Source organism: Polaromonas sp. (genome assembly GCF_041689105.1).
Classification (GTDB): Bacteria; Pseudomonadota; Gammaproteobacteria; order Burkholderiales; family Burkholderiaceae_C; genus Polaromonas.
The window spans coordinates 1-17,256 of sequence record NZ_JBDNGU010000010.1 but is presented as its reverse complement, the minus strand read 5'-3'; the positions used below and the strand labels follow the sequence as shown (position 1 = coordinate 17,256).

The window sequence follows — 17,256 nt, the reverse complement described above, 5'->3', positions numbered from 1 at the left end:
CTTTAGCCCCTTGAGTGCCGCCGTCGAGACTTCCGCGCCTTTGGACTCCTGCCACCACGGAGCGTTTTTGAAAGCCGTCATGTTGATCACCACCGTCACCGCCAGCAACAGAATCACCCCACGCACCACACCAAAAGCTGCCCCCAGCGTCCGGTCGACCGGCCGCAGGCCGATGGCCTCCACCATCTTCTTGATCAACACAGCCAGCAGGCCAGCAGCAAACACGGCTGCGATAAAAATCAGCACAAACGCTGCGGCATAACGCACCGGCTCCGACGCACTCTGCAAGGGCAGCAGAGCCGCCATGTCCGGCGCAAACCACTGCGCCAGGTAAAACGACAGGGCCCAGCCAAGCACTGACAACACCTCGTACACCAGGCCGCGCCACGCGCCTACCAGCATCGATGCCGCCAGCACGCCCAGAAAAGCCAGATCGACAACGCCCACGCTACAAGGTCAGGATGGCGGCCGGCAAATCAAGTCCCCTGATCTTGCTGGCAGCCTTGTCGGCGTCGGCCTTGCTGTCAAAAGGCCCGACCCGAACCCGGATGCGCTGGCCGTCCTTGGTATCGACCACCTGGGTGTAGGTTTTCAGTCCCGCCCGTTCAAGCTTCTGGCGCACTTCGCGCGCCTTCTCGGCATCCGCAAAAGCGCCCACCTGCACGACCAGTCGGACCTCAGGCTCCGCCACAGCTGTTTTGGCGGTTGCCGCCGCAGGCGCGGCCGCCTTACCCTCCAGCAAGGCCTTGGCACGTGCCGCCTCGTCGCTGGCGGCGGGAGTCCTGGCCGTGGTATTCGGCTCCGGTTTTGCTTCGTTTTTGATCGCTGACTGAGCAGGCTGTATGGGGGCTTCAGCCTTTTTCTCCGTCACAATTTCCTCACGCGGCGTAAGGCTCGACGGCGCCGCCACCTTGTCAGCGGCTGCGGAAGGGGCGCTGGCGGAGCCTTGGGTCACGGGTGCTGCGGCAGGCGTGGGCATCACCAGCGGCTTGACGGTGTTCTTGCCGGGGATTTCAATCGGGATATCGACCGCCACCGGCCTTGGCTGGGTGTCGAACAGCAGGGGGAAACCAATCACCCCGGCCAGCACCAGAACAGCCGCGCCGATCAGGCGGTGCCTGGCGCGTTTGCGAATCACATCCACGCTGTCGGCAGGGGTGGCCGCCCCGGCAGCGGTAGATGCTTGACCCCGACGAAAATTGAAAAACGGCATGTTGGTGACGGTGTCCGTTAGCGTTAGGTATCGGTTGAGGGTGAATTGTGGCGCCCGGGCGCGGCATGCGGCGCAAAAAGACGGGGCAGGCCCTCTTTCAACACAGCCCCCACCGTGTAGAACGATCCGAACACAACAATTCTATCAGCGGGGTCTGCTGCGGCGATGGCAGCCTGCAGGGCCTGCACCGGGCTGCCAAACACACGGCCCTGCACGTCCGGGCGGGTATTGCCGGCCTGCCAGCGCGCCATCAACGCGGTCCCGCAGGCAGCACGCGGGGTGGGCAAATCAGTGAAGTACCAGCGATCGACCAGCGGCCCGATGCGCCCCAGCATCGCAGCCAGGTCCTTGTCAGCCATGGCGCCAAACACTGCGTGGGTGCAGGGGTAAAAACCCATGGCGTCCAGGTTCTCGGTGAGCGCGCCCACCGAGTGCGGGTTGTGCGCCACATCAAGCACCAGGGTCGGCTGGCCGGAGATGATCTGGAAGCGGCCCGGCAGTTCGACCATGCCCAGCCCGTTGCGCACCGCCTGGGCCGTCACCGGCAGGCGGTCCCGCAGGGCAGTCAGCGCGGCCAGCACGCCTGCGGCATTGAGCAACTGGTTGGCGCCGCGAAGCGCGGGGTAGGCCAGTCCCGCGTAGCGTCGGCCGTTTTGAGCCCCCACGCTTGCCGCTTCGCGTGCTGCGCTGCCCCCCGAGGGGGCTGTGCGGACTTGGGGCGGCCCGGCGCCCGCACGCCCGGCCCAAGCCCACTGCAGCTTGTCGCCGGAAAAGTTGAAGTCGCGGCCCAGCAGCCACAGGTCAGCACCCACTTCGGCAGCGTGCTTGACCACACTTTGCGGCGGCACCGGGTCGCTGAGCACCGCCGGTTTGCCGGCGCGCATGATGCCGGCTTTTTCAAAGCCAATGCTTTCGCGGTCCTTGCCCAGCAACTCCATGTGGTCAAGGTCAATGCTGGTGATCAAGGCGCAATCCGCATCGATGATGTTGACCGAATCGAGCCGGCCGCCGACGCCCACTTCGAGAATCACCACGTCCAGGCCGGATGCGGCCAGCAGGCTGAAGATCGCCAGCATGGTGAACTCGAAGTAGGTCAGCGAGGTGTTGCCGCGCAGCGCCTCGACCCGCGCAAAGTGCGGCAGCAGGGCCTCGGCTTGTACGCTCTCGCCGCGGATGCGGCAGCGCTCTTCAAAATGCACCAGGTGCGGAGAGGTGTAAAGCCCGGTGCGGTAGCCGGCCTGCCCCAGGATCGCTTCGAGCATCGCGCAGCTCGACCCCTTGCCGTTGGTGCCAGCCACCGTGATGACGGGGCAGTCAAAGTGCAGCCCCATCTGCCGGGCCACGCCCTGGACCCGGGCCAGCCCGAGCTCGATGGTGGTCGGATGCAGGCGTTCGCAATGCGCGAGCCAGTCGTCGAGGGTGTTCAGCGTGTCCATACAGGGTCGTATTGTCGCTGCTGGCGCCGCCGGGCGACGCGTGTCGCAGCCTGAACCCACACCTGCGCGGGATTAAATTGCTATCGAATTAATAGCTGCTTGCGCACGTAAACAAAGGGTTAAAGGCTGATTTGATGCTGAAATTATGGGAAAATGCCTGCATGATCACTGTTTACGGCATTCCCAACTGCGACACCGTCAAAAAGGCCCGCGCCTGGCTCGCGGGACAAGGCGTGGCTTATGAATTCCACGACTTCAAGAAGCTGGGCGTGCCGGCCGACCGGCTGGTGGCCTGGCAAAAGGCTGTCGGCTGGGAAAAACTGCTGAACCGCCAGGGCACCACATGGCGCAAGCTGGTGCTGGCCGTCCAGGCCAGCACCAAAGATACAGCCAGCGCCATGGCCGTGATGCAGGCCCATGCCAGCGTCATCAAACGCCCGGTGGTCGAGTGGCAGGACGGGCAGGTCACGGCGGGCTTTGACGCCAAAAACTGGAGAGCCAGGCTTTGAAGACGCCTCCGGGTGCGGGTGGCCGCGCCCGGCCTCAGCTTTACAGTGATTTAACTGAACTTGTGTGCACCAGAACCGCTCTGAATCATTAAACTGGAGACCGTGTTTTTGGCCATCCCCAGCAGGGTTTCTTCCAGCGGGCTGAAAAAGTTTTGAACCATGAAAAAATTACTCGTTTTATCGACTGTCGCCGCCATGTCCGGCCTGTTTGCCGTGAACGCCTCGGCCATGGACGTCCTGGCGCGCGTGATTTCCAGCACGCCGGTGCAGCAGCAGGTCAGCGTGCCGCAACAGGTCTGCACCGTGCAACCCATGGTGACCCAGTCGCCCGGCTCCGGCGCGGGCGCGGTGATGGGCGCACTGGCCGGCGGTGCCATGGGCAATGCCATCGGTGACGGCGGTGGCCGCGCACTGGCCACCATGATCGGCCTCGTCGGCGGCGCCATGGTGGGTAACAACATCGAGGGCAACCGCACGCAGGTGCAAAACGTCCAGCAGTGCGGCATCCAGACCACCTATGAAAACCGCACCACACATTACAACGTGGTCTACGAGTACGCTGACAGGCAGTACACCATCCAGATGCCGAACGACCCCGGCCCGTATGTGCGGCTGCAGGTCACACCAGTCGGCGCCATGCCTTCGCCGCAGGCGTCGGTGCAGCCCGGTTTCGCGCAGCCTCAGCAAGCCCAGCCAGTTTATGGCCAGCCCGTGTATTCGCAGCCCGTATACACCCAGCCCGTGTATTCGCAGCCGGTGTATATCCAGCAAGCGCCAGTGGTGTACCCCGGTTATTACCCGCGGCCTTATTACCCGCCAGTCGGCGTGTCGCTGAATTTTGGCTACAGCCGCAGCGGTTACGGGCACCGCCACAGGCGTTAACTCGCTCAGACAAAAAAAAGGCTTCGTTAGCCCTTTTTTGCCTGATGGCCAGACAGCGTGGTCTTTACCTGAATCTTTTTTCCAGATCGACTCCAACCCTTTCAACAGCACCGGTCCAATCGTCTCGCGTTTCCTGCCTGTACAGCGTGGCTGTGGGATACCAGGGACTATCACTCCTGTCCAGCAGCCAGCGCCAATCGGGGTTAAAAGGCAAGAGTACCCAGACCTCTTGACCCAAAGCCCCGGCCAGATGGGCAACGCTGGTATCGACGCTGACGATGACATCCATCAATTCGCACAAGGCAGCGGTATCGGTAAAGTCTTTCAACTCACTGCCAAAATGTAGAATTTCTGCATTCGCGTCCAAAAAATTCTTGTCAACGTCCCTGACTTCCTTTTGCAGGCTCACATATTGGAAGCCACCTGGCAGCCCACGCATTAGCTCCGCCAGGGCTATGCTTCTGTTGTGATCGTTTTTGTGCTCGGCATTTCCACTCCAGACCAAGCCAATGCGCGGCCGGTTTTTTGGGCCCAGTCTGGCGCTCCAGGATGCCTGCTTGCCGGAAGGACTGTCGATATAACGCGTTGCCGAGGGAATGCTGTCGAGCCCGGTTTTGAAGGCCAGCGGCAGACTCAGCAGCGGACAATGTAGATTGAAGGGTGGCAACTGGCGGCCACGTCCAACCAGCTGGTTCACCCCTGCCAGCCCTGCCAGTAAACCGAGCAAGGGAGTTTGCACTTCCAGAATGACCCGCGCGCCCAGATCGCTCACCTGTTTCATATAGCGACAGAACTGCAAGGTGTCTCCCAAGCCTTGTTCTGCGTGCAACAAAATGGTCCTGCCTTGCAGCGGTTCGACGCCCAACCAAAGCGGCTGGGAAAAGTCCCGGAGCTCGCGTGGCTTTAATTGCGCGCCCTTCCAGCGCCACTCATGCTCGCGCCATCCGCATTGAAAGTTTCCCATCTGCAGGGCCAACATGCCGAGATTCAAGTGCGCCTCCGCATAGTCCGCTTTGAGGACGATGGCGCGTTCATAACTTTCGATCGCAGCCTGATTCTGCTTCAAGGCATTCAACGCAACGCCGCGGTTGTGGTAGGCCTTTGCGTAGCCCGCCCTGAGGGCAATAGCAGACTCATAACAGTCAATAGCAGCACGGTATTGCTTCAAGTCACTCAGCGCAATGCCGCGGTTGTAATGAGGGTCGGCATAGTCCGCTTTGAGAGCGATAGCACGTTCGTAACTGTCAATAGCAGCCCGATACTTCTTCAAGCCACTCAACGCATTGCCACGGTTGTTGTAGGCCTCAGCATAGTCTGACTTCAGGGCAATGGCACGCTCATAACTGTCGATAGCTGCCTGGTACTGCTTCAAGTCATTCAACGCAACGCCGCAGTTGTAGTACGCCTCTGCATAGTCTGCCTTGAGGAAAATGGCACGTTCATAACTGGCAATAGCGGCCTCGTGCTGCTTCAGGTCACTCAACGCAATGCCGCGATTGTTGTGTGCCTCTGCATGGTCTGCGCGGAGAGCGATGGCGCGTTCATAACTGGCAATAGCGGCCTCGTGCTGCTTCAAGTCATTCAATGCAACGCCACGATTGTTGTAGGCCTCTGCATGGTCTGCCTTGAGGGCAATGGCGCGCTCATAACTGTCAACAGCAGCCCGGTGCTGCCTCAAGCCATGCAGCGCAACGCCACGATTGTTAAAGGCTTCTACATAGTCCGCCTTGAGGGTGATGGCGCGTTCATGACTATCTACAGCAGCTTGGTGCTGTTTCAAGTCATTCAACGCAACGCCGCGGTTGTAGTATGCCTCTGCAAAGTCTGCCTTGAGGGAGATGGCGCGTTCATAACTGTCGATCGCAGCCTCGTGCTGCTTCAAGTCGTTCAACGCACATCCAAGGTTGTTATGGGCGGCTGCATGGTTAGGCTTCACATCAATTGCTTTGCCAATTAGATCAACCGCGAGCTGCGAGTTTTTTGTCTGTACGGCGATCATCCCCAACAAAATCAGCGCGTCGAAATGCCGGGGTTGTGTCTTGAGGACTTGCTCATAGATCGCTTTTGCCTGTGCCAGTTGCCCCTGCTGGTGCAGCGCGAGTCCTTGCTGCAGCCTGGCCTGGGTTTGTGCCGCAGGGTTGGCCGCTTTTTGAGGTTGGGGAATAAATTTGGGCGCTCGGCTCATACCGGATTCTGGACGTGAACAGATTGCGAGGTCAAACATGAGCCTCGCGCCCACGAAGCCCGGCTTCCTGTGCGGCTCAAAGCGCCGTCCGAATCAGCGCACCCTTGAAAAGCACCGGCCCGCTCGGGCCGCTGCCGGCCGGAACGCCGCCCTTGGGCTCCAGGCTGATGGCCAGCGCCGGCACCTCGTTCACTTCACCGCTGCGCGCGGGCAAACGGACCATGGCGCCCTCCCCCAGCACGCCCAGCGATTTCGGTCCGCCCGCCTTGTGCAAAGCCCAAAGCTGCAGCGACTTGTCGGGCCCCGGGTGAAACTCGCCGACATGCTTGAGCTGCAACTGGCTGTGTTTCGGGTCATAGGTCACCAGCACAGACGGCGCCGACTGGTCGTCGGCCAGCACGGCCACGTAACGGATTTCCGGGGTCGCGGCGAGTTGGGCGCTGAGCTCCCGCACCTGGCCGTCCAATGCGGTGTTCAGGTTCAGCCCGGTCACCACCGCCACCACAGCAGCCATGGCGCCGGCAGCCGTTGCACCGCGCCACAAGCCCAGGCTGGCCCACCAGCCGCCCGCCGCCGTGACAGGTGCCTGGCGAGCGGTCTGCATGGCTTTGGCCTGCTTGTCGGCGTTGACGAGGTTTTCAATGCGCTTCCAGACGGCAGGGCTGGGTGCAACTTGCGGCTGAAGCTCGGCCACCGAGGCCATGCGCCCCTGCCAGATCAGCGCGGCCGCTCGCACCGGCGCATGGACTCGCGCCAGCGCCTCGAAGCGGCGGCGGGCGCCGCCGCGCAGCGTGCCCAGCGCGTAGCTGGCAGCCAGCTGCTCGATCAGCGAGGGGTTGTGCGTGATGTTCATACCAAACCTTCTTCCAGAAGTTTCCCGTCACCCTGGGCGGGAACAAACCAAATCAATTCCATGCGGCGATTCACGCAAACCGCGCCATGCAGCCGCGCAATTGCTCCAGCCCCCGGCGTATCCAGGTTTTCACTGTGCCCAGCGGCAGCTTGAGCTGCTCGGCCAGCTCGCCATGGCTGAGGTCACGCATATAGGCCAGGCTCACCACCTCGCGTTGTTTGTTGTCGAGCTGGCTCAGGCACTGGTGCAGCGCCCAGGCCTGCTCGCCAGCCAGCGCGGTGTCCATGGGGTTGGCGGAGTCGCCTTCCAGCGTGTCGGACAGCACATCGTCGAGCTCCAGCGCCGTGTCGGCCCGCCCGGAAGTGCGACGCCGCAAAAAATCCAGGCCCCGACTGCGCACGGTCAGGCACATCCAGGCCATGGGTGGCGACAGCGTGGCCTTGTAATCACCCGCAATCCGCCAGATGTTGAGAAACGCTTCCTGCAGCACATCCTCGGCCCAGCTGCGGTTGGTGACCACCCGCACAGCCACGCCGTAGAGCTTGGACGAGGTCAACTCATAGAGCTCCCTGAGGGCCGATTCGTCAGCCAATGCAACACGGTCAATCAGGGCGATCAAATGGGAATCCGGGCTTTCTGCATTCATGGACAACATTGTCCTGCATTCCCCATACGCTGCAAACAGTGCCACGGATTCAGCGCGGCTGGCGCAGCCTAGAGCCCGGGTAACCTAAAATCAGTGGTTTTTCACCTGCCGGCGTGCGCCGGGCGCATACCCGCCCACTTCCTGCTTTTTTGCCCAGAACACCATGACTACAGAAAAAATCGACAACATCAGCGTCACCACCCAGGCCAATGTGTATTTCGACGGCAAGTGCGTGAGCCACGGCATCACCTTTGCCGACGGCACGAAAAAATCCGTCGGCGTGGTGCTGCCCTCGACGCTGACTTTCAATACCGGCGCGCCCGAGATCATGGAATGTGTGGCCGGTTCCTGCGACTACAAACTCGCCGGCAGCGATGCCTGGGTGACCTCCTCGCCTGGCGAAAAATTCAGCGTGCCCGGTAATTCGAGCTTCGACATCCGCGTCACCGAGGCTTACCACTACATCTGCCATTTCGGCTGATCCAGGACACGCGCCATGAGCACCATCCTCCAGAACCTTCCCGCCGGCCAGAAAGTCGGCATCGCCTTTTCCGGCGGCCTCGACACCAGCGCAGCCCTGCACTGGATGAAGCTCAAAGGCGCGATTCCCTACGCCTACACCGCCAACCTGGGTCAACCCGACGAGCCCGACTACGAAGAAATTCCGCGCAAGGCGATGCAGTATGGCGCTGAAAAAGCCCGCCTGATCGATTGCCGCAAGCAGCTCGCCGCTGAAGGCATCGCCGCGCTGCAATGCGGCGCCTTTCATATCTCAACGGCAGGCGTCACCTACTTCAACACCACGCCGCTGGGCCGCGCTGTGACCGGCACCATGCTGGTGTCGGCCATGAAGCAGGACGACGTCAACATCTGGGGCGACGGCAGCACTTACAAGGGCAACGACATCGAGCGTTTCTACCGCTACGGCCTGCTCACCAACCCGGAGCTGAAGATCTACAAGCCCTGGCTGGACCAGCTCTTCATCGACGAGCTCGGCGGCCGTGCCGAAATGTCGGCCTTCATGACACAGGCCGGCTTCGGCTACAAGATGTCGGCCGAAAAAGCCTACTCAACCGACTCCAACATGCTGGGCGCCACGCACGAGGCGAAAGACCTGGAGCACCTGAACAGCGGCATGAAAATCGTCAATCCCATCATGGGTGTGGCCTTCTGGAAGGACGAAGTCGAGGTCAAGCGCGAAGAAGTCACCGTGCGTTTCGAAGAAGGCCGCCCGGTCGCCCTCAATGGCAAAACCTATGACGACCTGGTCGAGCTGATCCTCGAAGCCAATCGCATCGGCGGGCGTCACGGCCTGGGCATGAGCGACCAGATCGAAAACCGAATCATCGAAGCGAAAAGCCGCGGCATCTACGAAGCCCCGGGCCTGGCGCTGCTGTTTATTGCCTACGAGCGCCTGATCACCGGCATCCACAACGAAGACACGATTGAACAGTACCGCGACAACGGCCGCAAGCTCGGCCGCCTGCTCTACCAGGGCCGCTGGTTCGACTCGCAGGCCATCATGCTGCGCGAAACCGCCCAGCGCTGGGTCGCGCGTGCCGTCACCGGCGAAGTCACGATAGAGCTGCGCCGCGGCAACGATTACTCCATCCTCAACACCGTCTCCAGCAACCTGACCTACAAGCCCGAGCGCCTGAGCATGGAAAAAGTCGAAGGTGCCTTCACACCGCTGGACCGCATCGGCCAGTTGACCATGCGCAATCTGGACATCATCGACACCCGCGACAAGCTGGCGATCTACACCCGGGCCGGGCTGCTGTCACTGGGCGAAGGTGACTCGCTGCCGCGATTGGGTGGCGAAGACAGCAAATAGGCTGGTCCGGCCCTCGTCCGGGTGAAAACAGCTTCCCGCCCTTGTGCAGCGGACTCAAATGCTCAATACACCACGAAATCGTCGTTGCATGGGCCTGCCAGGCGGACGTCTCAAGGCTGCACTGCAACCATGATCTCGTTGCGCCGCATGAACCAGGGTGTCCAGGGTGGGTTGTAACGGGCCAGGACGGGTGCGCCCAAGGCTTGCAGCTTGTGGCGGGCGACCAGGGTATTGAGCAGACCCGTCTGGGTCACGATGTCGTCCTCACGCGCCAGACCGGAGAACTGCACCACCGCCATACGCGCTGCAGGCACTGGTAGCAGACGAACGCGTGCGTCGTTGGGCTGGGGCAGCGTGTCCATGGTGTAACTGCTGGGCATCAAAAACCTCACGGTCCAACTGCCTGACTGCCCGGTTTGCAGCACGGGTGCAGTCATTGCAATTTTTTCACTCTCGCCGGCGGCTTGAACCACCGGTGCGGTCATGGCAATACTTTGCTTTTTTGTGTTGCCACCAAAAATGTAGCCCGCCAGCAACTTGAAGCCTTCTGTAGATGCTTCTCTGCGGTCACCGGTGACGCTGACCTCTGCCGCCACCATGGCGGGGTAGTCGCGCACCTCAAAAGTGTCCTCTTTCAAGCTGACGGTGTAGCTTGGTTCTTCTGTTGCCATCGTGGGTCCTCCTGCTGCGCTCAGCGCAATTGCCATTGCCACCAAGGCGTTTGCTCTCAAACGTCTGATATTCATAAGAGCCTCAAAAAACGTAGCTCGCACCCACCACCAGGCTGGTCTGCGTGGTGCTGCGGGTGATCGGGCTGTTGGCGGCATCGCCTTGCAGCTTGTTCAGGCTCAAACGGGCAAAGCCGGTCCAGTCGGTGCTGAGGCGTCGGTAGCCGCCCACAAAAACGCCTGCGCTTTGCAAGCCACTGTTGGCATTGAAAACTCTCAGGCCACTGGCTGCCGATTGGGCTGGGCTGATGCCGAAGAAATTACGACTATAGCTGCTGTCCATCCAGCGCAGGGCCAAGCCAAGGTCCACCCCGGCATCTCGTGTTACAAAAAGGCTGTAGCCGCCTTCGAGGTTAACCAGGGAGCCCCGCTTTTTCTCGCTGCCCAAGCGGGTGGTTAGCCTGGCTTCAGCAAAGACCGGGCCGGTGCGATATTTGGCCCCCATGCGCACGGCACCCGTTCCCTTGATGTCTGCCAGGCCGTTCAGGCGACTGTCGTCTTCGGCTTTACGCGTGGTCAAATCGAACCCCAGCGACGCGCTAAGTTGCAGCTTATCGTCCACCGCGTAGACCAAGCCAATGCCGTCAATCGGGTTGATCACCAGAAAGTCTTTGTAGCGCGCCTGAATATTCGGCAACAGCGTCACTTTGGCACTGTCACTGCCCGGAAAGCGTGGGCTCACAGCCACGAGGCCACCGGCTCTGAAAGTCCAGTCGTCTGCGGCCCAGGCCGGCGCCAGCGGCGCGCCGAGCAAGGCGGCAGCAAGCAAGGTTGCGGCATGGCGGCCAGCACGATGGGAGGGGCGAAGATACGGCATACAAGCACTCCAAAAAAAAGTAGAGAGGCCAGCGCCGCCGGGTGATGCCCGGGCTCAAGGCGCAACGCCGGGTTGGCGTTGCGCAAATTATACTGATTAGTAATTAAAATACTACTTGGTATCTTCAGACCACCACCGGCTCGTGCTCCAGCAGGATACCGAAGCGTTCATAAACGCTGGTCTGGATGGACTTGGCCAGGGTCATGACCTCGCCGCCGGTGACAGGGTCGGTGGTGCCGCCGCGATTCACCAGCACCAGCGCCTGGCGCTCGTACACGCCAGCGTTGCCGATGGTTTTGCCCTTCCAGCCGCAGGCATCAATCAGCCAGCCGGCCGCCAATTTCACGGAACCATCGTCCAGGTGGTAGTGCACGATTTTCGGTTCGCGCTGGATGATGTCTGCGCACTGCTCGGGCGTGACGGTGGGGTTCTTGAAAAAACTGCCGGCGTTGCCGATCACAGCCGGATCCGGCAGCTTGGCTTGGCGGATTTCGCAGACCCACTCAAAAATCTGCAGCGCATTCACCTGGCTGGACGGCGACTGCGCCATTTTTTTCTCGAGATCGGCATACCCGAGCACAGGCTTCCAGGCCTTGGGCAAGGCAAAACGCACCCGCGTGATCAGGGCCTTGCCGCCCAGGCCCAGACCGGGGCCTCCGTTGGGGCCGGTGCTGGTGTGTTTGAACACCGAGTCGCGGTAACCGAACGCGCATTGCGCGGCATCGAGCGTGAAGGCCTTGCCCGTCGTGAGGTCAACCGCATCGAGCGAGTCAAAGCGGTCCTGCAGCTCCACGCCGTAAGCGCCGATGTTTTGCACCGGCGAGCCGCCCACGGTACCGGGAATCAGGGCCAGGTTTTCCAGACCTGGGTAGCCGTTTTTCACCGTCCAGCTCACCAGCTCATGCCAGTTTTCGCCGGCGCCGGATTCCACGACCCAGGCTTTCGCGGTTTCACTGACCAGCTTTTTGCCTTTTATCTCGACTTTCAGTACCACCGGCTTGACATCGCCGGTGATCACGATGTTGCTGCCACCGCCCAGCACAAACTTGGGGGCAGCCTGCAGCGCCGGGTCGGCCAGCACCCCGGCCACATCCGCCTCGCTGGCGATGCGCACCAGCGTGAGCGCCTTGGCCACGATGCCAAAGGTGTTGGAAAACTGGAGAGGGACGTTTTTCTCGACTAACATCCGGGGATTGTCTCACCCAGCCCGAACAACGCATTGCAGGAAGCCCGGAAACCATGCCCTCTTTTGACACCGTTCTCGAAGCCGATATGGTCAAGGTCAAGAACTCGGTCGAAAACACCGCCAAGGAAATCGCCACGCGGTTCGATTTCAAGGGCACGCCGGCCGCCATCGAGCTCAAGGACAAGGAAGTCACGCTCACCGGCAACAGCGATTTCCAGATCGACCAGATCAACGATGTGCTGCGCAACAAGATGACCAAAAGCGGCGTGGACATCCGCTTCCTCGACATCGGCAAGGTCGAGAAGATAGGCGGCGACAAGGTCAAGCAGGTCATCAAGGTGCGCAACGGCATCGAGACCGAGCAGGCCAAGAAAATCTCGCAATTGATCAAGGGCAGCAAGGTCAAGGTGCAGGCGGCCATCCAGGGCGACGCGGTTCGCGTGACCGGCGCCAAGCGCGACGACCTGCAGGCGGCCATGGCCATGATCAAGGCCGAGCTGCCCGACATGCCGCTGAGTTTCAATAATTTCAGGGACTAGAGTGATGGGCCCCCGCGCTTGCCACTGCGTGGACTGCGCTGCCCCTGACACGACGAAAGAGGGCGCATTTTTTCTTGGGGCGGCCCGACGGAAAAACATAAGCCCCCACGCTCCCCACTGCGTGTGGTTCGCTGCCCCCCGAGGGGGCGCATTTTTTCTTGGGGCGGCCCGGCGAAAAAACCTGACCATGGCGCTGTTGCTGATCTTGGGTGGGTGGGGCGGCATGGCGCACGCCCAAAGCGTCGTGTTGGCCGGCACGCTGGGCAACAAGGCCTTGCTGGTGGTCAACGGTGCGGCGCCCAAGTCGGTGGCGGCCGGTGAAACACACCTGAACGTCAAGGTCATCTCCACCGCCGGCGACCAGGCGGTGCTGGAGCTCAACGGCAGACGCCACACCTTGCGGGTCGGCGATGCGCCGGCCAGCGTCGGTGCGGGCGGAGGCGCGGCAGGCGGTGCAGGCAAGGGAAACAGGATCGTATTGACCGCTGGCACGGGCGGGCACTTCATGACGCCGGGCCAGATCAATGGCAAAACCGTGCAATTCATGGTGGACACAGGGGCGACTTCCATTTCCATGACGGCGGCGGATGCCGAGCGTATCGGTGTGGAATACAAGTCAGGCTCACCCGTCCAGTTGAGCACAGCAAATGGCGTGATACCGGGCTGGCGGACCACCCTCAGTTCGGTCCGTGTGGGTGACGTGGAAGTGTTCAACGTGAGCGCCGTTGTGGCCGCGCGCGACATGCCTTTCATGCTGCTGGGCAACAGCTTCCTGACCCGCTTCCAGATGATCCGCGAAAATGACCAGATGACGCTGGTCAAGCGGTTTTAAACCGAGGCGCCCGGCCTCAGACTTTGGGCTTGCTGCCCAGCCTTGATTCCTTGCCCTTGAGCAGCTTGTTGATGTTCTCCCGGTGCCGGAACGCGAGGAAAGCACTCATCACCGCAATCGCCAGCGTCGTGGTTTTGTCCACGTGCCAGAAGGCGCGGTCGCCGAGCAGGTAATACCAGGGCGCAAACAGCGCGCAGGCGAGTGAGGCCAGTGACGAATAGCGCGAGAAAAACGCGACGATCACCCAGGTGGCCAGCGTGGCCAGCCCGAGCACCCAGTGCACGCCGAACAGCACGCCGGCGGCGGTGGCCACGCCCTTGCCGCCCTGAAATCTGAAAAATACCGGGTACAGATGGCCGATAAAGGCCGCCAGGCCGACGGCCGCCAGCGTGCCTTCACGCAGGCCGTAGTCCCTGCCGAACCAGGTGACCAGCGCCATCGGCAGCCAGCCCTTGAGCCCATCGAGCAGCAGCGTAGCCACCGCAGCGGCCTTGTTGCCGGAGCGCAGCACATTGGTGGCGCCGGGGTTTTTGCTGCCATAGCTGCGCGGATCGTTCAGGCCCATCAGCGTGCTGACAATCACCGCAAACGACAGGGAGCCGATCAGGTAGGCCGCCAGCACGGCGACGATGGGGTAAACGTAGTCCATGTTGCTCTCCAGTATTTTTAGTTTTGATCGATCAGCGCGCAGTTGACTAATTTTGCACCGAGCAGCTCGACGCAGACCTGCGGCGCCAGGCCCACCAGGTAACCGCGCCTGCCGCCGTTGATGGCAATTTTAGGCAGGCCCAAGATGCTTTCCTCGATGAACACCGGCATGACCTTGCGCGTTCCGAAGGGCGAGGTGCCGCCCACCAGGTAGCCGCTGTGCCGGTGGGCAACCTCGGGTTTGCAGGGCTCCACCGATTTCGCACCGATCTGGCGTGCCAGGTTTTTGGTCGATACCTTGCGATTGCCATGCATCAGCACCACCAGCGGCCTGGCCTTGTCGTCTTCCATGATGAGGGTCTTGACGACGCTGAAGGGGTCCAGCCCAAGGACCTCGGCGCTGTGCAGTGCGCCGCCGTGCTCGAGGTACTCGAAAAGGTGTTCGGTGAAGGCAACTTTGTTCGCCTTCAAGAATTGCGTCGCAGGCGTTTCAGAAACATGGTCCTTTTTGCTCACTGCGATACTTCCCTTCCAGTGCCAGCGCGGAACCGGCTTCGCCGGGTCGCAGGTGGTGCCCCCTGGGGGGCTGAGGGGCAGCGGCTCCAAACCTGCCAGTGCAGGTTTGGACGGACACGAAGAGCCATTGACTCTGGCAATGGCCCCTCGCCATAGGCGCTTCGGGGGGAAACCATTTTCACTGCGCCGGGTCGCGCAGTTCCCAGCGGATAGCGTCGATCGCTGCTAGCAGTTCGGGCGACAGCTCAGTACCCCAGGCGTCGATGTTTTCGTCCAGCTGTGCCACCGAGGTCACACCAATGATGGTGCTGGCGACCTGCCACTTGGCGTAGCAAAAAGCCAGCGCCAGCTGTGTGGGGCTCAGCCCGTGTTCGCGCGCCAGGGCGTTGTAGCGGCGCGCTGCGGCCAGCGCCTCGGGCCGGCCCCAGCGCTGCTTGCGCACCGATTCGTATTTGGCAATACGCGCCGCCTCAGGCGCATCAGCGCCGCTGGTGCCGCTGCAGTCGTACTTGCCCGTCAGCAGGCCAAACCCAAGCGGCGAATACGCCAGCAGGGACACACCGAGCCGGTGCATGGTTTCGTCCAGCCCGTTCTCCACCGTGCGGTTGACCAGGCAGAAAGGGTTTTGCACCGTTGCCACCTTGGCTAGGCCGTGCTGGTCCGCCAGGCGCACAAACTCGTGCACGCCGTAAGGCGTCTCGTTGGACAGCCCGATGGCGCGCACCTTGCCGGCCTTGACAAGTCCCGTCAGCGCCTCAAGCTGCTGATGGATGCTGCTGACCGGCCTGTCCTTGGCCGGGTCAAAGTACACCATGCCAAAAGCCGGCACGTTGCGCGCTGGCCAATGGATCTGGTACAGGTCAATCACATCGGTCCGCAGCCGTTTGAGGCTGTCGTTGCAGGCCTGCACGATGTCCTGCGCAGTCAGGTCGGGGCTACCCTGGCGTATCCAGTCCATGCCGCGCGCGGGGCCAGCGACCTTGGTGGCCAGCACCATCTTGTCCCTGGCGCCGGGGCGATTCGCAAACCAGTTGCCGATAATGGCTTCGGTCGCGCCAAAGGTTTCGGCCCGCGCCGGCACCGAATACATCTCGGCCGCATCGAGAAAATTGACGCCGCGTTCGAGTGAGCGGTCGAGAATCGCATGGGCCGTCGCCTCGTCCACCTGCTCGCCGAAGGTCATGGTGCCCAGGCAGATGGGGGTGACGCGCAGGTCGCTGCTGCCAAGTTGTACTTTGTTCATGAAGGGGAAGAAGTAAAGGGTCGGTAAAGAAAGTCGCAGAAGGGGAAAGGGCTTGGTCCGCATCTGCGGGCTGTTGCGGACGCAAAGTAGTTTAAAGGCTCCCAGCTGCCGCCGCCGGCGGGCAGGCGGTCGGGCACTTGGCTTACAGATGGGCGCTTTCGGCGGGGCTAGCATTCACTTGGGCAAGCTCTACTTCCTTTCACATGTCCACAACTCCCAGGAGAAACCCATGAAACTCGCTCTCACATCACTCACGCTCGCCGCCTTTGTCATGACCGGCTGCGCCAATATGTCCGAAACCCAGCAAGGCACAGCCAAAGGCGCCGGCATTGGCGCCGTCGCGGGCGCTGTGCTGGGCGCTGCCACCGGCGGCTCCAGGGGTGCAGCCACCGGCGCAGTCCTCGGCGGTGCCGTGGGTGCGGGCGGTGGTTACCTCTGGTCGCAGCGCATGCAGCAACAAAAAGCCGCCATGGAGCAAGCCACGGTCGGTACCGGCGTGGCTGTCAGCCAGACCGCCGATAACCGCCTCAAGCTCGACATTCCTTCGGACATCTCGTTCGCCACGGGACGTTCGGACATCAATTCCAGCTTCGCCCCCATCCTGAATCAGTTCGCCACCGGCCTGAACCAGAACCCGGTGACCAGCGTGACCATTGTTGGCCACACCGACAACACCGGCAGCGATGCGATCAACAATCCGCTGTCCATGGACCGCGCCAACAGCACACGCAACTACCTGGTTGGGCGCGGTGTGGGCGCAGCGCGCATCGGCACTGACGGCCGCGGCGAGCGCGAGCCGATTGCCGACAACAACAGCAACGAAGGCCGCGCCAAAAACCGCCGTGTGGAAATTTATGTGGCCGAGCCGGTGCAAGCTTCCGCCCGCTGACCGACAAGGCTTTGTTCTGAGCCACGACTGGCTCAAACCCTCCGCCAAGCGGGGGTTTTTTTTGATCGGGTCTAGTACTGCGACTCAGAAATAGAGGAACAAAATGAAAATGATGGATTTTTCTGTCTGGCTAGGCGAGAGGAGGCGACATAGCCGTAGTGTGGTGGTCTAATAAAAACAGACAGCCCGATAGGTTGTTAAAACCGAAATGGCATAAACCGTGAGCAACCCAAAATCCAGAAGAGTATTTGACACAGACTTCAAGCTGCAAGTCGTGCAAATGGTCAAGACGCAAGGCCT

19 protein-coding genes are annotated in these 17,256 nt (G+C 61.5%); 7 read left to right on the top strand and 12 right to left on the bottom strand.

The annotated features are described in order from the left end of the window. From ACESMT_RS00930 to ACESMT_RS00920, 3 genes are all read right to left on the bottom strand, one after another. On the bottom strand, positions 1-447 hold a 447-nt coding region (locus ACESMT_RS00930; protein ID WP_372824346.1), incomplete at its 3' end, for a CvpA family protein. Position 448: 1 nt separating this feature from the next. Beyond that, positions 449-1,213, bottom strand: coding sequence for an SPOR domain-containing protein (locus tag ACESMT_RS00925; protein WP_372824344.1), 765 nt, complete (start codon positions 1,211-1,213; stop codon positions 449-451). A 23-nt stretch (positions 1,214-1,236) separates the two neighbouring features. Then, positions 1,237-2,649 (bottom strand): folylpolyglutamate synthase/dihydrofolate synthase family protein, encoded by a 1,413-nt coding sequence (locus tag ACESMT_RS00920; RefSeq protein ID WP_372824342.1) that lies wholly within the window; start codon positions 2,647-2,649, stop codon positions 1,237-1,239. A 161-nt stretch (positions 2,650-2,810) separates the two neighbouring features. Between ACESMT_RS00920 and ACESMT_RS00915 the strand changes: the two genes are divergently transcribed. Both ACESMT_RS00915 and ACESMT_RS00910 read left to right on the top strand, forming a co-directional pair. After that, positions 2,811-3,158: an arsenate reductase gene (locus tag ACESMT_RS00915; RefSeq protein ID WP_372824340.1), complete on the top strand. Its 348-nt coding sequence runs from the start codon at positions 2,811-2,813 to the stop codon at positions 3,156-3,158. Between the two features lie 159 nt (positions 3,159-3,317). After that, positions 3,318-4,040: a glycine zipper 2TM domain-containing protein gene (locus ACESMT_RS00910; protein ID WP_372824338.1), complete on the top strand. Its 723-nt coding sequence runs from the start codon at positions 3,318-3,320 to the stop codon at positions 4,038-4,040. 64 nt (positions 4,041-4,104) lie between these two features. Here the strand turns inward: ACESMT_RS00910 and ACESMT_RS00905 are convergent, their stop codons facing one another. The 3 genes from ACESMT_RS00905 to ACESMT_RS00895 all read right to left on the bottom strand — a co-directional run bounded on the left by ACESMT_RS00905 (position 4,105) and on the right by ACESMT_RS00895 (position 7,724). Then, positions 4,105-6,264, bottom strand: a complete 2,160-nt coding sequence (locus ACESMT_RS00905; RefSeq protein WP_372824336.1) for a tetratricopeptide repeat protein — start codon at positions 6,262-6,264, stop codon at positions 4,105-4,107. A gap of 37 nt (positions 6,265-6,301) precedes the next feature. Next, on the bottom strand, positions 6,302-7,078 hold the full coding sequence (locus ACESMT_RS00900) for an anti-sigma factor domain-containing protein (protein ID WP_372824334.1): 777 nt from the start codon (positions 7,076-7,078) through the stop codon (positions 6,302-6,304). 70 nt (positions 7,079-7,148) lie between these two features. Then, complete coding sequence (locus tag ACESMT_RS00895) at positions 7,149-7,724, bottom strand: sigma-70 family RNA polymerase sigma factor (protein ID WP_372824332.1); 576 nt, start codon at positions 7,722-7,724, stop codon at positions 7,149-7,151. A gap of 163 nt (positions 7,725-7,887) precedes the next feature. On the opposite strand from ACESMT_RS00895, the gene ACESMT_RS00890 reads away from it, so the two are divergent. Both ACESMT_RS00890 and argG read left to right on the top strand, forming a co-directional pair. Next, complete coding sequence (locus ACESMT_RS00890; RefSeq protein ID WP_372824330.1) at positions 7,888-8,205, top strand: pyrimidine/purine nucleoside phosphorylase; 318 nt, start codon at positions 7,888-7,890, stop codon at positions 8,203-8,205. A 15-nt stretch (positions 8,206-8,220) separates the two neighbouring features. Next, positions 8,221-9,558, top strand: coding sequence for an argininosuccinate synthase (gene argG, locus ACESMT_RS00885; RefSeq protein ID WP_372824328.1), 1,338 nt, complete (start codon positions 8,221-8,223; stop codon positions 9,556-9,558). 110 nt (positions 9,559-9,668) lie between these two features. Here the strand turns inward: argG and ACESMT_RS00880 are convergent, their stop codons facing one another. The 3 genes from ACESMT_RS00880 to murB all read right to left on the bottom strand — a co-directional run bounded on the left by ACESMT_RS00880 (position 9,669) and on the right by murB (position 12,289). Beyond that, positions 9,669-10,229, bottom strand: coding sequence for a heme-binding protein (locus ACESMT_RS00880; protein WP_372824326.1), 561 nt, complete (start codon positions 10,227-10,229; stop codon positions 9,669-9,671). Positions 10,230-10,311: 82 nt separating this feature from the next. Next, complete coding sequence (locus tag ACESMT_RS00875; protein WP_372824324.1) at positions 10,312-11,103, bottom strand: MipA/OmpV family protein; 792 nt, start codon at positions 11,101-11,103, stop codon at positions 10,312-10,314. A 124-nt stretch (positions 11,104-11,227) separates the two neighbouring features. Then, on the bottom strand, positions 11,228-12,289 hold the full coding sequence (murB, locus tag ACESMT_RS00870; RefSeq protein WP_372824322.1) for a UDP-N-acetylmuramate dehydrogenase: 1,062 nt from the start codon (positions 12,287-12,289) through the stop codon (positions 11,228-11,230). A gap of 53 nt (positions 12,290-12,342) precedes the next feature. On the opposite strand from murB, the gene ACESMT_RS00865 reads away from it, so the two are divergent. Together ACESMT_RS00865 and ACESMT_RS00860 are read left to right on the top strand one after the other, a co-directional pair. Further along, positions 12,343-12,828, top strand: a complete 486-nt coding sequence (locus tag ACESMT_RS00865; protein ID WP_372824320.1) for a YajQ family cyclic di-GMP-binding protein — start codon at positions 12,343-12,345, stop codon at positions 12,826-12,828. 187 nt (positions 12,829-13,015) lie between these two features. Further along, positions 13,016-13,660, top strand: coding sequence for a TIGR02281 family clan AA aspartic protease (locus ACESMT_RS00860; protein ID WP_372824318.1), 645 nt, complete (start codon positions 13,016-13,018; stop codon positions 13,658-13,660). 16 nt (positions 13,661-13,676) lie between these two features. Here ACESMT_RS00860 and plsY read toward each other — a convergent pair whose 3' ends face one another. From plsY to ACESMT_RS00845, 3 genes are all read right to left on the bottom strand, one after another. After that, positions 13,677-14,309 (bottom strand): glycerol-3-phosphate 1-O-acyltransferase PlsY, encoded by a 633-nt coding sequence (plsY, locus tag ACESMT_RS00855; RefSeq protein ID WP_372824316.1) that lies wholly within the window; start codon positions 14,307-14,309, stop codon positions 13,677-13,679. A gap of 17 nt (positions 14,310-14,326) precedes the next feature. After that, on the bottom strand, positions 14,327-14,824 hold the full coding sequence (locus ACESMT_RS00850) for an aminoacyl-tRNA deacylase (RefSeq protein WP_372824315.1): 498 nt from the start codon (positions 14,822-14,824) through the stop codon (positions 14,327-14,329). Positions 14,825-15,002: 178 nt separating this feature from the next. Continuing rightward, complete coding sequence (locus ACESMT_RS00845) at positions 15,003-16,067, bottom strand: aldo/keto reductase (protein WP_372824313.1); 1,065 nt, start codon at positions 16,065-16,067, stop codon at positions 15,003-15,005. A gap of 229 nt (positions 16,068-16,296) precedes the next feature. Here ACESMT_RS00845 and ACESMT_RS00840 point away from each other — a divergent pair, with 229 nt between their 5' ends. Continuing rightward, positions 16,297-16,956, top strand: coding sequence for an OmpA family protein (locus ACESMT_RS00840; RefSeq protein ID WP_372824311.1), 660 nt, complete (start codon positions 16,297-16,299; stop codon positions 16,954-16,956). Positions 16,957-17,256: the final 300 nt, after the last annotated feature.

Bases quoted from the DNA above. Each gene is read 5' to 3' on its own strand.
- ACESMT_RS00860 (WP_372824318.1), top strand. From the start codon at position 13,016: ATGGCGCTGTTGCTGATCTTGGGTGGGTGGGGCGGCATGGCGCACGCC.
- ACESMT_RS00900 (WP_372824334.1), bottom strand. From the start codon at position 7,078: ATGAACATCACGCACAACCCCTCGCTGATCGAGCAGCTGGCTGCCAGC.
- argG (WP_372824328.1), top strand. From the start codon at position 8,221: ATGAGCACCATCCTCCAGAACCTTCCCGCCGGCCAGAAAGTCGGCATC.
- plsY (WP_372824316.1), bottom strand. From the start codon at position 14,309: ATGGACTACGTTTACCCCATCGTCGCCGTGCTGGCGGCCTACCTGATC.
- ACESMT_RS00920 (WP_372824342.1), bottom strand. From the start codon at position 2,649: ATGGACACGCTGAACACCCTCGACGACTGGCTCGCGCATTGCGAACGC.
- ACESMT_RS00910 (WP_372824338.1), top strand. From the start codon at position 3,318: ATGAAAAAATTACTCGTTTTATCGACTGTCGCCGCCATGTCCGGCCTG.
- ACESMT_RS00925 (WP_372824344.1), bottom strand. From the start codon at position 1,213: ATGCCGTTTTTCAATTTTCGTCGGGGTCAAGCATCTACCGCTGCCGGG.
- ACESMT_RS00905 (WP_372824336.1), bottom strand. From the start codon at position 6,264: ATGTTTGACCTCGCAATCTGTTCACGTCCAGAATCCGGTATGAGCCGA.
- ACESMT_RS00865 (WP_372824320.1), top strand. From the start codon at position 12,343: ATGCCCTCTTTTGACACCGTTCTCGAAGCCGATATGGTCAAGGTCAAG.
- ACESMT_RS00875 (WP_372824324.1), bottom strand. From the start codon at position 11,103: ATGCCGTATCTTCGCCCCTCCCATCGTGCTGGCCGCCATGCCGCAACC.
- ACESMT_RS00880 (WP_372824326.1), bottom strand. From the start codon at position 10,229: ATGGCAACAGAAGAACCAAGCTACACCGTCAGCTTGAAAGAGGACACT.
- ACESMT_RS00890 (WP_372824330.1), top strand. From the start codon at position 7,888: ATGACTACAGAAAAAATCGACAACATCAGCGTCACCACCCAGGCCAAT.
- ACESMT_RS00845 (WP_372824313.1), bottom strand. From the start codon at position 16,067: ATGAACAAAGTACAACTTGGCAGCAGCGACCTGCGCGTCACCCCCATC.
- ACESMT_RS00915 (WP_372824340.1), top strand. From the start codon at position 2,811: ATGATCACTGTTTACGGCATTCCCAACTGCGACACCGTCAAAAAGGCC.
- ACESMT_RS00895 (WP_372824332.1), bottom strand. From the start codon at position 7,724: ATGAATGCAGAAAGCCCGGATTCCCATTTGATCGCCCTGATTGACCGT.
- ACESMT_RS00840 (WP_372824311.1), top strand. From the start codon at position 16,297: ATGAAACTCGCTCTCACATCACTCACGCTCGCCGCCTTTGTCATGACC.
- murB (WP_372824322.1), bottom strand. From the start codon at position 12,289: ATGTTAGTCGAGAAAAACGTCCCTCTCCAGTTTTCCAACACCTTTGGC.